Origin of the sequence: Anaerocolumna sp. AGMB13020 (assembly GCF_033100115.1) — a bacterium.
Lineage (GTDB): Bacteria > Bacillota > Clostridia > Lachnospirales > Lachnospiraceae > Anaerocolumna.
On the sequence record NZ_CP136910.1, the window covers coordinates 5,252,165 to 5,265,589 of the forward strand.

At 40.9% G+C, this 13,425-nt stretch carries 11 protein-coding genes; 9 read left to right on the plus strand and 2 right to left on the minus strand.

The window, feature by feature from the left end; all coding sequences use genetic code 11:
• Nucleotides 1-256 precede the first annotated feature (256 nt).
• Together leuS and R2R35_RS22050 are read left to right on the plus strand one after the other, a co-directional pair.
• Nucleotides 257-2,716, plus strand: a complete 2,460-nt coding sequence (gene leuS, locus R2R35_RS22045) for a leucine--tRNA ligase (protein WP_442872258.1) — start codon at nt 257-259, stop codon at nt 2,714-2,716.
• 70 nt (nt 2,717-2,786) lie between these two features.
• Complete coding sequence (locus R2R35_RS22050; protein WP_317732013.1) at nt 2,787-3,149, plus strand: response regulator; 363 nt, start codon at nt 2,787-2,789, stop codon at nt 3,147-3,149.
• Nucleotides 3,150-3,321: 172 nt separating this feature from the next.
• On the opposite strand, the gene R2R35_RS22055 is transcribed toward R2R35_RS22050, so the two are convergent.
• Together R2R35_RS22055 and R2R35_RS22060 are read right to left on the minus strand one after the other, a co-directional pair.
• Nucleotides 3,322-4,164 (minus strand): AraC family transcriptional regulator, encoded by an 843-nt coding sequence (locus tag R2R35_RS22055; protein WP_317732014.1) that lies wholly within the window; start codon nt 4,162-4,164, stop codon nt 3,322-3,324.
• 369 nt (nt 4,165-4,533) lie between these two features.
• Complete coding sequence (locus R2R35_RS22060) at nt 4,534-5,013, minus strand: flavodoxin family protein (protein ID WP_317732015.1); 480 nt, start codon at nt 5,011-5,013, stop codon at nt 4,534-4,536.
• 299 nt (nt 5,014-5,312) lie between these two features.
• On the opposite strand from R2R35_RS22060, the gene hemA reads away from it, so the two are divergent.
• The 7 genes from hemA (at nt 5,313) to R2R35_RS22095 (ending at nt 13,408) form a co-directional block, all read left to right on the plus strand.
• On the plus strand, nt 5,313-6,545 hold the full coding sequence (hemA, locus tag R2R35_RS22065) for a glutamyl-tRNA reductase (protein ID WP_317732016.1): 1,233 nt from the start codon (nt 5,313-5,315) through the stop codon (nt 6,543-6,545).
• On the plus strand, nt 6,545-7,204 hold the full coding sequence (locus tag R2R35_RS22070; protein ID WP_317732017.1) for a precorrin-2 dehydrogenase/sirohydrochlorin ferrochelatase family protein: 660 nt from the start codon (nt 6,545-6,547) through the stop codon (nt 7,202-7,204). Before hemA ends, R2R35_RS22070 begins: the two co-directional genes overlap by 1 nt.
• A 103-nt stretch (nt 7,205-7,307) precedes the next feature.
• A complete protein-coding gene (gene hemC / locus R2R35_RS22075) occupies nt 7,308-8,201 on the plus strand; it encodes a hydroxymethylbilane synthase (RefSeq protein WP_317732018.1) in 894 nt (297 codons plus the stop codon).
• Between the two features lie 11 nt (nt 8,202-8,212).
• Nucleotides 8,213-9,742, plus strand: coding sequence for a uroporphyrinogen-III C-methyltransferase (gene cobA / locus R2R35_RS22080; protein ID WP_317732019.1), 1,530 nt, complete (start codon nt 8,213-8,215; stop codon nt 9,740-9,742).
• Nucleotides 9,739-10,698, plus strand: coding sequence for a porphobilinogen synthase (hemB, locus tag R2R35_RS22085; RefSeq protein ID WP_317732020.1), 960 nt, complete (start codon nt 9,739-9,741; stop codon nt 10,696-10,698). Before cobA ends, hemB begins: the two co-directional genes overlap by 4 nt.
• A 208-nt stretch (nt 10,699-10,906) precedes the next feature.
• On the plus strand, nt 10,907-12,184 hold the full coding sequence (gene hemL, locus R2R35_RS22090; RefSeq protein ID WP_317732021.1) for a glutamate-1-semialdehyde 2,1-aminomutase: 1,278 nt from the start codon (nt 10,907-10,909) through the stop codon (nt 12,182-12,184).
• A 21-nt stretch (nt 12,185-12,205) separates the two neighbouring features.
• Complete coding sequence (locus tag R2R35_RS22095) at nt 12,206-13,408, plus strand: NAD(P)/FAD-dependent oxidoreductase (protein ID WP_317732022.1); 1,203 nt, start codon at nt 12,206-12,208, stop codon at nt 13,406-13,408.
• Nucleotides 13,409-13,425 lie beyond the last annotated feature (17 nt).

Genomic DNA, 13,425 nt, shown 5'->3' on the forward strand with positions numbered 1-13,425 from the left:
AGCGAGTTATCTGTTTAAGGATATGTCCAGCACAAAAGCTTCAGAGAAATTAGGACTTCTTATACATTGGAATGACCGCATGAATTCTTTCCAGGTTCTGCTAATTGCCGTCCCCTTGTAAAAACCCGTCCTTTTACCATTCAAATTTTTTACAACTATATATTTTAAATAAATAATAAAAACCCTGTCCTGCATAATATTTACTTCCTAAAAGAAAAACATAAATTGAGTTTTAGTGTTGTTAAAATAATAAATAATGTGTATAATTAAGAAAAATATAGTACATTTTAGGAGGTCATTTAGCGTGACAGAGGATTATTCACCGAAGAAAATTGAAAAAAAGTGGCAGGACATCTGGGAAAAGAGCAATGCTTTTAAGACCGGAATAGATAAAAGTAAGCCAAAATACTACGCCCTTGTTGAGTTTCCTTATCCTTCAGGACAGGGACTGCATGTAGGCCATCCAAGACCTTATACTGCACTTGATATTATTGCAAGAAAGAGAAGACTGGAAGGCTATAATGTGCTATACCCCATGGGCTGGGACGCCTTCGGACTTCCTACAGAAAATTATGCCATTAAGAATAAAATTCATCCAAGGATAGTAACGGATAATAATATAAAGCATTTCAAAGAACAGCTTCAATCGCTGGGTTATTCCTTTGATTGGGAGAGAGAGATTAACACAACAGATCCGAACTATTATAAATGGACACAATGGATCTTCCTGAAATTATTTGAAAAAGGGCTGGCATACAAAGCAGAGATGCCGATTAATTGGTGTACCTCCTGTCAGGTAGGGCTTGCAAATGAGGAAGTAGTAAATGGAGTATGTGAACGCTGCGGCAGTGAAGTCGTACACAAGGTTAAGAGTCAATGGATGTTAAAGATCACTGCTTATGCAGATCGTTTAATTGATGATCTTGACCTGGTGGATTATGCAGACCGTATCAAAAACCAGCAAAAGAACTGGATTGGCCGTTCAGAAGGAGCCGAAATAGATTTTAAACTGGTGGGAGCAGATGAAACCCTTAAGATCTTTACCACAAGACCGGATACCTTATTTGGTGCTACTTATATGGTAATCTCACCTGAACACGGTTTATTGGATAAATACCAGAGCAAAATCGAGAACTGGGAAGAAGTTATGGCTTATAGAGAAGCAGCAGCCAAGAAGTCAGACTTTGAAAGAGCAGAGCTTGCCAAAGACAAAACCGGTGTTGAGGTCAAAGGAATTACTGCTGTTAATCCGGTTACCGGGAAAGAAGTACCGGTATGGATTTCAGATTATGTCCTTATGACCTATGGAACAGGTGCTATTATGGCTGTTCCTGCACATGATACAAGAGACTGGGAATTTGCGAAAAAATTTGGTCTTTCCATAATTCCGGTAATTGAAGGCGGTAATGTAGAAGAGGAAGCCTTTACAGAGTATAATGGAAAGTTAATCAATTCTGATTTCTTAAATGGCTTAATGGTTACAGAAGCCAAGAAACGTATGACTGAGTGGGTAGAAGAAAAAGGTATCGGTAAGAAGACCGTAAACTTTAAATTAAGAGATTGGGTATTCTCAAGACAGAGATACTGGGGAGAACCAATTCCTCTGGTTCACTGTGAGAAATGTGGTTTTGTACCCGTTCCTGAAAGTGAATTACCGCTGCTGCTGCCTGAAACAGAAAGCTATGAACCCGGAGAAAATGGTGAATCCCCTATTGCCCGTATGACAGACTGGGTAGAGACTACCTGCCCTCATTGCGGCGGACATGCTCACAGGGAAACAGATACCATGCCTCAGTGGGCAGGCTCCTCCTGGTATTTCCTTCGTTACATTGATCCTGATAATATGGATGCTTTTGCTTCCAAGGAAGCCCTGGATTACTGGTTGCCCGTTGACTGGTACAACGGCGGTATGGAGCATACCACACTTCACCTGTTATACTCAAGATTTTGGCATAAATTCCTTTATGATTTAGGATTTGTCAGTGAGCCGGAACCTTACAGAAAGAGAACCTCTCATGGTATGATACTTGGTGAGAATGGTGAGAAGATGTCCAAATCCAGAGGAAATGTAATTAATCCGGATGATATCGTAAATGAATTTGGTGCGGACACACTTCGTACTTATGAGATGTTCATTGGTGCATTTGAATTAAGTGCTGCCTGGTCTAATGATGGTGTAAAGGGCTGCCGTAGATTCCTTGAGAGAGTATGGAAGCTGCAGGATCTTGTAACCGAAGAAAAGGGATATTCGAAAGAATTAGAGATTAAGATGCATCAAACCATTAAGAAAGTCAGCCTGGACTTTGAAGGTCTCAAATTCAATACGGCTATTGCTGCATTAATGTCCTTAATTAACGATTTTAATAAGGTTGGTAAAATAACGAAAGCGGAGTACCGTACCTTCCTGATTCTGTTGAACCCTGTAGCACCTCATATGACAGAAGAACTCTGGAGCCTGGCTGGCTTTGAAGGTAATCTGTTTGAGACTACCTGGCCGGTATGGGAAGAAGAGAAAACCATAGAAAGTCAGTTGGAAATAGCAGTTCAAATAAATGGTAAAGTAAAAGCTACCGTATTGATAAGCAGGGGAGAAGAACAAGATACTGTGAAGGAAAAAGTAATGGGAACCGAAACCGTTACGCAATTCCTGGAAGGAAAAACAATCGTAAAAGAAATTTATGTTAAAGATAAAATCTATAATATTGTAGTTCGTTAGTATATAAAACATGTTTAAATGAGAAAATACCTCTAAAGGTATCAAGTTAAGCAGGTTATCGGGAGGGGACATGAAGAAAGTTTTAATTGCTGACGATGCTATATTTATGAGAAAAGTATTGGCAGATATACTTGTGAAAAACGGCTATGAGGTAGTAGGTGAGGCTTCTAATGGCAGAGATGCTGTAGAGAAGTATCTTTTACTGAAACCTGAATTTGTGACAATGGATATTACAATGCCTGGAATGGACGGAATAGAAGCCCTTCAGACAATAAAGAGAATTGATAAGAACTGTAAGGTAATAATGGTATCAGCCATGGGACAGGAAGAAATGATTAATGATTCCATTCGTGCCGGTGCCAAAGGATTTATCGTGAAGCCTTTCAGAGAAGGTGATGTTCTGCAACAAGTGAAAAAGCTTAATTTTCTTTAAAATTTAGTGAAAGAGCTTACACAGATGACCTAAAGCCATCGGTGTAAGCTCTTTTTCTGACAGACGCTGTGATAATTTGCAAATCTACTTATCACAAACAAGTGAATAAACTTTTTCATACCAGTCCCCAATAGCATAACAGTCATTTCTCATGTTTACTAGTAATAAGAGACTACTTCTTAATAACTGGTATCCATATTTCGCTTTTGTAATCAGAAGAACTTAAGTCACCATTTGAGTACCATTCTATTTCTGGTGCTTCTGCATGCTCATAACCAGAGGTAGGAAACCATTCTGAAAAAATTCGCCCCCATATTTCTGCCATTGCAGTGGGCATAGGGCCGATGATTTCAAATATTGCCCATGTAAGAGATGGTATTTCTAGCCTGTACAAATTTTGGGGAGAATCTTTTTCTGTTATCGCGGCAATATAGTAATCAGTTGTATTATCTTCATACATTCCACTGTACACGCCTACTAACCCATTTCCAAGGCTGGCAATTTGAGAAAATGTTTCTTGAGGTGTTTCACTCCACATCTTAGCAATATTTTCACCCAATCCATTAATATGTGAAAACCTCTGTTTTAAACCTACAATCGTAAATGAATTTTTTTGCTCAATTCTGTAGTTCATCTCAACCACTCCTTTAATTGATAAGGAGAATGTTACACGAGGATACGCTTTTAACGATATACCTTTTTCTCTTGCTTTTGAAGGTGTAACTTCATGCATTGCCATAAACGCTCGAGAAAACGAGTCCGGCGAGTTATAGCCATACTTCAAAGCAAGATTGATTATTTTTTCATTGCTGTTCTGCAAATCAAAAGCCGCAAGCGTCAATCGGCGACGGCGTATATACTCGGATAGTGGTATTCCGATTAGAAAAGCAAACATGCGTTGAAAGTGATATTGGGAACATAATGCTATTTGAGCAATCTTTGCATATTCAATTTCAGCATCAAGATGATCTTCAATATAATCAATCGCATTTTTCATATTCTCAAGTGTATCCATTTGGTTCTCCTTTCAAGAAAAGTATAATATATTTTTTTTACCAATACCCGATAATATTTGCAAGAATTTGCAGGCAATGGTATTCAGGATTTACTTCATCAATTTTGATATTATCATTTCAATAAAGGCTTTGGAAATCTGCATTGCCTTATTTGATATAATTTGTAACGAATCAACTAGTTCTTTTTGGTATAGCTTCCAGATAGGACCAATGATAGCAGAGATAAGAATAAAAAGAAAGCACTGCATTTTTATTACAAAAATATACAGTGCTTCAAGATAAAAATAGCTTTGTCTACAATCAGAAGGAAATGTGTTATAACACACACACTTTTTCTTTGGGAGGTTTTACATACCTAATACAAAAATTTAGGTTATCTCATGAAGCCAGCGCTTGACCTGTGATTTTACTTTCTCTTTTTCTTCCTTGGAAGGATCTGCGAAAGAGATGGTTCCGATTACAGTATTGTCTTTTAATGCTGCGGCCAGTTTATCAAAGCATTTATCTGCACCGCCGCCTGCATGGCAGGCAAAGAAAGCCAGTTGCTTGTCTTTAATGGTCACCTGCTCCAGAAAAGAAGCGATAGGAGGTGAAAATGAACTTGCCCAGATTGGAGTTCCGATAAAAATTGTATCGTAATTGGATAAATCCGGCAGGTCATTTACCAGTTTGGGTTTTTCATGGAAAAGAACGCTCTTACCACCCCAAAAAAACTTGGTTAATCCTCCTTTTGGTATTTCTTTGTCCGGCTTTAACTCTATACAATCAGAATCTAATTCCTCTGCCAGGATGTCAGCAATAATCTTGGTGTTTCCTTCCAGAGAATAGAAAACAACTAATGTGTTCATCCTTTGCTCCTTTCTTGGTAATATTAGGTTGAACTAAGTGCTTGTTATTTTAATATTAAGCTAGATAAGCTGCGTCTAAGCTCTATACTTTTAATATTTAGAGAGAAAAATAAGTTCATCTAATAATACTCTTATAGTGATAATGGCCTATGTACGTTGTCTAACTGATATCTTATGCTAAAAGCTTTCTTTTGTCAAGAATATGTTAATTTATGGAACGGTAAGCCTTGCAAGAACTGGTATTTCACGTGTTTGCAAGGAGAATAGCGTTATGTTATAATAATCCTCAGAGTCTTTTAATGGCTAGAGATAAAGGTGTGTTTGGCACACAGATTGGAATTAGTATGGATATATATCAAATAGGCATCAGCCATAAAACTGCTCCGGTAGAGATCAGGGAACAGCTTGCGTTTTCCGGAAGTGAAAAAGAAGAGTACTTACGCCTGGTTAAGGAAGAAGATAATATCAGGGAGTGTGTATTAATAACTACCTGTAACCGGACAGAAATATATGTTACTGGGGATGAAACGGCTGCTGATAAAGCCATGGAACGGATGGCTGAGTATAAAGGTCTGGACCTAAAGGATTTAAAGAAATATTTTCTGCGTTATGAAGGCGAAGGAGCTGTTAAGCATCTTATGACCGTTGCCAGTGGTCTGGATTCTATGGTTATGGGAGAAGATGAAATCCTTGGACAGGTAAAGAGAGATTATGGACAGGCATATGAAGGAGGAAATACCGCCTACCTTTTAAATACCCTATTTCGTGAAGCAATTTCCTGTTCGAAAGCAGTTAAGACAGAAACCAGACTGTCAAAGACCCCGGTATCTGTAGGAACATTAACTGCAAAGGAAGTCATAACCTTTGAGACAGATAAGCGGAAGGCTAAAAAGGTTCTGATAATAGGTATATCTGGTAAGATGGGAAGCATCGTGATGAAGAATCTTTACGGAACTCCAGGGATTGGGATAGCTGGTACGGTTAGAAATCATCTATCAGGAGATGATGTGGAAACTCAGTATACAAGAATAGATTATTACGATTACAAAGACCGGTATGAGGCTGTTAAGGATGCGGATGTTATTATCAGCGCTACCCAGAGCCCTCATTATACCATTACCTTTAAGGAACTTGAAAATGTCCTGACTGATAAGAAGAAAAGATTATTCATAGATCTTGCAGTACCAAGAGATATTGATAAGGATATCAGAGGGATGGAAGGAATACAATTAATAGATATGGATTACTTTGAGGAATTGGCAGAGGAAAATAACAAGGTGAAAGAAGAAGAAGCGGTAAATGCTCGTAAGATTATAGATAAAAGAACAGATGAATTCATGAAGACTTTGATATTTCATGGATTTCTACCTGACCTTGAACGCATTAAGGGTAATCTGAAAGAGACCTCCTTAGAAACTTTGCTATATCATATGAAAAATCATGTCAACAAAGAAGAGCTTGGATCCCTTCTAAGAAGCCTGGAGCTTGCAGCGGAGGAACTAAAGCCATACGGCAAAAGGAGGGACAGGTAATGGCCTATTTCCCTATGTTTGTAGAATTAGACGGTAAAGAGTGCCTTATAATAGGCGGTGGTAAGGTAGCCCTTAGAAAAGCTGTTGCTTTACTTGATTTTAAAGCCAGTCTGACAATAGTTGCAAGCAGTATGATACCGGAATTTATAGAACTTGAGGCGAAGCATAAACCTTATATAAAATTAATAGAGCGAGATTATAAAGAAGAGGATTTACAGGAAGCCTTTTTGGTAATAGCAGCGACGGATGATAAGGAACTGAATAGAAGGATATCCCTAGCCTGTAAAACAAAAGGAATACCCGTTAATGTAGTGGATGTAAAAGAAGAATGCAGCTTTATTTTTCCCGCTTATGTAAGAAAGCAATCTATTACGGTGGGAATTACCTCTTCCGGTAACAGTCCGGTGCTGACACAACAGATTAAAAAGACGGTGGAGAAGAACCTGCCGGATTATATGGGACTCCTAGCAGATAAAATGGGAGATGCCAGAAAGCTGGTCAAAAGTGAATTTCACACGGAACGGGAAAGAAAACAGGTATATATAAGAATGGCAGAGGTTGGTGAGAAGAAAAAAGGCAATCTTACCGAAGAAGACATCTGTGTTATCATGAAAGAAATGAAAAAGGAATTACATCAGGATTGTAGTGATATAAAATAAGCTAATTAAAACTGTATATGTACCTTCGATTGAAAGAAAATATTGACAGGAAAGGTTGCCACAAAGATCGCATGATATCCGCGATATGCAATGGGTGTATAGAATGAAGAAGCTCAAGGTAGGAACACGAAAGAGTAAACTTGCACTGGTCCAGACTGAGACAGTAATAGCAGAGCTGAAAAGCCTCAGGACTGATCTGGAGTTTGAGATTGTTCCTTTAAGTACACTGGGAGACAGGATACAAAGCGTAGCACTTACCCATTTTGGAGGAAAAGGAGCTTTTGTATCTGAACTTGAAGAGGCCATGTTAAAGGGTGACATTGATCTTGCTGTACATAGTGCCAAGGATCTGCCTTTATCTTTTCCGAAAGGGCTGGATATTATAGGTGTTTCAAAAAGAGAGGATCCGAGGGACGTGTTGGTTACCCGTACCGGTGAAGAGCTTAAGGAAAAGGCCGTTATTGGAACCGGAAGTCCCAGAAGGAAACTTCAGCTGGAGGCAGATTATCCTTATGCTGCCAAGGAACTCAGAGGCAATGTAAATACAAGGCTTGGCAAACTTTCGGCAGGTGAATACGACGGACTATTACTGGCAGCAGCAGGACTTAAGAGATTGCAGGCAGATCAGCTTACAGAGTATGATTTTAAGTACTTGGCTCCGGAAAGCTTTATACCCGCAGCAGGACAGGGGATCATAGCTGTGGAGGGCAGAACGGAACAGGCATTATGTGATCTATTGGGCAGTTGGTCTGATAAAGAAGCCAGAGAGGCCTTCGAAGCTGAAAGGGAAGTTATAAAGCTTCTTGGAGCCGACTGTACAACACCTCTGGGTGTCTATGCGGATATAAAGAAAGAGAATATGACAATCCATGCCATTTTCGGTTATGGTGGAAATGCCATTGTTGTTAAAAGAGCAGGATTATCAAAGGATAGAATTATTCTGGCAGGTGAAGTGGCAGATGAATTAAAAAGAGCAGTCTTAAAGCAACCGGAATAGGAGGAGAGACAATGGATCGAAATAAAAATACCAAAGGGAAAGTATATCTTATAGGCGCAGGACCAGGAGATCCGGAGCTTATAACCCTAAAAGGTGAGAGACTCTTAAAGAGTTGCGAAACAGTGGTATATGACAGACTGATACCGGAATCGCTGCTTTACCTGGTACCGGAAAACTGTGAAAAAATAGATGTAGGCAAAACGCCGGGAGGAATTTCTGTCCATCAGGAGGATATTAACCGAATACTGGTGCGAAAAGCGGAGGAAGGCAAGAAAGTTGTTCGATTAAAGGGTGGTGATCCTTTTGTATTTGGAAGAGGCGGAGAAGAGATACTTGCACTGCAGAAAGCCGGCATCGACTTTGAGGTGGTACCGGGTATCAGTTCCTCTTTATCAGCACCTGCACTGGGCGGAATTCCAGTTACCCACAGGAACGTAAGCAGGAGTTTTCATGTAATAACCGGCCATCGTGACAAGGAGGAAGGAGACTGGGATTTCAAAAATCTTGCGAAAGTCGAAGGGACTTTAATCTTTCTCATGGGGATGGAGAGCATTAAGACCATAACGGAAGAATTGATTAAGGAAGGCAAGGACAGTAATACTCCGGCGGCAGTCATTTCAAATGCCGCCAGAGATAATCAGATAACCGTCAGAGGAACCTTAGGAACCATCTCTGCCATAGCCAGTGGAAGAAATATAAAGGCACCTGCCGTTATCGTGATTGGTGAGACAGCAGCGTATCATTTCTTATCCGGTAAGAAAGGGAACCTGTCCGGTGCTCGTATTGGTATAACCGGAACAGAAAGTTTTGTAAGAAAGCTGTCTGATGCCTTAAGGGAAGAGGATGCAGCAGTTATAAATTTGGGTTTTCTGACTGTTAAGAAACATACCAAATCACTGGAATTCAAAGAACTTATTGCCAGATTATTTGAATACACCTGGCTTATATTTACCAGCAGCAATGGGGTACAGATATTTTTTGATGCACTAAAAGAGGAAAAAATAGATTTCAGGCGTTTGGCAGCATTTAAAATTGCTGCGGTGGGACAGGGAACGGCAGATGCTATAGCAGGTTTCGGCTTTGCGGCAGATTATGTTTCAGACAAAGGCAATGGCGGAGCACTTGCAGGAGAACTGCTGCCCATTCTGACAGAGCAGGACAGATTATTACTTCTTCGGGCAGGGAATGCATCAGGAGATATGACAATCGTACTGAAGAATCATCATGTTATATTCGAGGATTTCCCGGTATACAGCCTGGTACCGGAGGAGTATAAGAAGCAGAGAGTGTTAAAAGAGCTTTCTGATGTTGACTATCTTATATTTGCCAGCAGCCTGGGAGTGAAAGAATTCTATCATGAGTTGCCGGAGAATCTGAGAAACTCCATGAAAGCAAAACTTGTATGTATGGGCGAAGCTACCAGGGACAGATTATCAGCCCTTGGTTATACCAAAATATTACAGGCGGAGAAAACAGCCATATCCTCGTTGGTGCAGACTGTTGTAAAGGATTATGCTGATAAGAAGGAGGAGACAGAATGATTAGACGAAGAAGATTGAGAGTTAGTGAAAATATCAGGGCTATGGTACAGGAAAACAGCTTAAGAATAGCAGAACTGGTGTATCCTATATTTATAATAGATGGAGACGATAAAAAGAATCCCATAAACTCCATGCCAGGAATCTATCAATACTCCATAGACAGATTAGGAGAAGAACTGGAACGAGTAAGAGCTTGTGGTATCAAGAGCGTGTTATTGTTCGGGATACCGGAGCATAAGGATGAGATCGGAAGCGAAGCTTATAACAAAGAAGGTATAATCCAAAGGGCAATCAGGCATATAAAAGCAAATTACAGGGAACTTACGGTCATTGCTGATATCTGTCTTTGCGAATACACAGACCATGGGCATTGCGGAATCGTTAGAAACGGACAGGTAATCAATGACGATACCCTGCTACTGTTATCAAAAGCTGCGGTAACCTGTGTGATGGCAGGAGCAGATATCATCGCACCTTCTGATATGATGGACGGACATGTTGAGGCTATTCGAAGAGCCTTGGATGAAGAGGGTTTTGTAAATACACCCATAATGGCTTACAGTGCGAAATTTGCATCCGGTTACTATGCTCCTTTCAGGGAGGCTGCTCATTCTGCACCGGGATTTGGAGACAGAAAGACTTATCAGATGGATTATGCCAATGGCAGAGAAGCTGTGAGAGAGATAGAAGATGATATCAGAGAAGGTGCAGATATCATCATGGTAAAGCCTGCACTTGCCTATCTGGATGTTGTTCAGTCTGCGGCACAAACGGGTTACCCCGTTGCGGTGTATAATGTCAGCGGTGAATATGCAATGGTTAAAGCTGCTGCAGCACTTGGCTATCTGGATGAAAAAAAGGTTGTCTTAGAGAACCTTATGGCAATGAAACGAGCAGGTGCTAATATTATTATTACCTATCATGCCCTTGATGCTGCTCAGTGGTTAAGTGAGTAGTTTGATAAAGTTACAAATGAGATATGAATTAGTACGGATGTAAGCGTGACCAGAAGCTAAAAGACCGGATGGCCTAGGAGACCATGCTGCATCAGCAGGTTTTTATGAGTGAAAGAAAATAAATTGAAAGGATGCCACGTTGAGATTTTTCGCTCCTTATATTGGTGGCAGTGTCGCAGGAAAGCCTGCGATATGTGATAGGTACAGTATGAAAGATCAGGAATCACAGAAGCTTTATGAAGAAGCTCTTCAATATATGCCCGGCGGTGTCAACAGTCCTGTCAGGGCTTTTCGTCAGGTAAATCGTAATCCGCTGTTTATAGAGAAAGGAAAAGGCAGCCGAATTTATGATGCAGACGGCAATGAATTTATAGACTATGTAGGTTCCTATGGACCGCTGATTCTGGGACATGCCAGAGAAGAGGTAGTAGAAGCCGTGAGAGAAGCAGCAGCTTGCGGACTTACCTTTGGAGCACCCACAAGACGTGAAATACGCCTTACGGAATTGATACAGGAGTGCGTTCCTTCAATGGAAATGGTGAGACTTGTAAACTCAGGAACAGAAGCAGTTATGAGTGCACTCAGGCTGGCCAGAGGTTATACGGGACGTAAAAAAATCATCAAATTTACCGGCTGTTATCATGGGCATTCCGACGGACTTTTGGCAAAAGCAGGTTCCGGCTTATTGACCCAGGCTCTGCCGGATAGTCTTGGAGTTCCAAAAGCATTTACAAAACATACGCTCCTGGCTGATTATAATGACACAGAAAGTGTAAAAGAACTATTTCATAAATACAAAGGAGAGATTGCAGCAGTAATTGTTGAGCCGGTAGCAGCTAATATGGGTGTTGTACTGCCGGAAGAGAATTTCCTCTCTTTTCTGCGAAAAATAACAGATGATAATGGAAGCCTTCTGGTATTTGACGAGGTAATCACCGGCTTCAGGCTGGCTTTAGGCGGCGCGCAGGAATATTTCCAGGTTAAACCAGACCTTACTACCCTGGGTAAGATCGTGGGAGGCGGAATGCCCATTGGGGCATATGGCGGAAGAAGAGAAATCATGGAGAAAATAGCTCCCCTGGGACCGGTTTATCAGGCTGGTACCCTCTCTGGTAATCCTCTGTCAACTGCTGCGGGGATTAAGACTCTTGAGCTGTTAAAGAGCTCTCAGGGCTTATATGAGGAACTGGCAGCGAAAGGAGAGCTGTTAAGGAGCAGAATCCAAACTGCCGGTAAAGGAAGAATCAAAGTGAATTCTATCGGTTCCCTGTTATGTATTTATTTCACGGAGGGAGAAATAAGAGATTATAACAGTGCTTTAACTGCCGGAGTAAAGGATTATGCAATCTTTTTCGAGTATCTCCTGGAGAACGGAATCTATGCGGCACCTTCTCAATTCGAGGCTATGTTCTTATCGGGAGCTCATACAGCAGAAGATGTTGAATATACAGCACAGACTATTGAAAAGTATTTTGGTTCGATATAAGAAAGACAGGAGGCATGGCCAATGAGCGGAATATATATAGTCGGAGGAGGAGCCTCAGGACTTTTTGCAGCAATTTGCGCAGCAAGAAGAAACAAAAAGGTTACGGTACTGGAACACAAGGACAAGCCGGGGAAGAAAATTCTTGCAACCGGTAATGGGAAATGCAATTATACCAACCTGGTCCAGAAGGAAGACTGCTATCGTAGCAGTAATCCATCTTTTGCCAGGGAAGCTTTAAGGGCTTTTAATGTGAACGCGACCGTTGATTTTTTTAAGGAGATTGGTATCTATCCCTTGGACAGAAATGGATATCTATACCCTAACTCAGGACAGGCCTCTTCTGTATTAGAGGTGTTATTGCTGGAGGCGGCGAGAACCGGTGTTACGATTGAATGTAATGCCCATGTACAGAAAATTGATAAGGGTCTCTCTGTCTATTTGGAGGATAGAAAATACCAGGCAGACGGAATTATCCTGGCAGCAGGGGGGAAGGCAGCACCTGCCCATGGCTCGGACGGAAGCGGACTTTCTATCGCCCGTGAATTAGGACATAACATTCTCACGCCTTTACCGGCACTTGTACAGTTAAAATCAGGGGCGAAATACTTTAAGATCCTCTCAGGTGTCAGAACAGAAGCAGAGGTCAGCCTGTATATTGAAAACCAGCGGAAGACATCTGAAAAAGGTGAGGTTTTACTTGCTGAGTATGGATTGTCTGGAATTCCGGTAATGCAGATAAGCCGTTATGCAGCAGAAGCACTTAACAGAGGAAGCAAAGTAACAGTTGTGCTTGATTTTCTTCCGTTTCTCACAAAAGAAGAATTAAAAGAAATGCTGTATTACAGGTTAAAGCGTAATGTGAAAGAAACCCTGGAGGAAGCTTTTCTGGGACTGCTAAATAAAAAACTCGCTTATGCTGCAATAAAGGAGAGTAAATTGGACCCTTATTATAGGATAGAGGATATAAAGGATTCTCAACTGACGATCCTTGTGAATCAGTTAAAAGAATGGAAAGTAACTATAACAGACACGCATTCCTTTGAACATGCCCAGGTAATGGCAGGGGGAATTGACACAAAGGAAATTAACCCCGTAACGATGGAGTCAAAACTTATAAAAGGACTTTACTTTGCAGGAGAGATAATAGATGTTGATGGTACCTGCGGTGGGTATAATCTGCAATGGGCATGGTCCAGCGGCCATGCGGCGGGTACACATATATAAGCTGGCGAAAAGGAAAA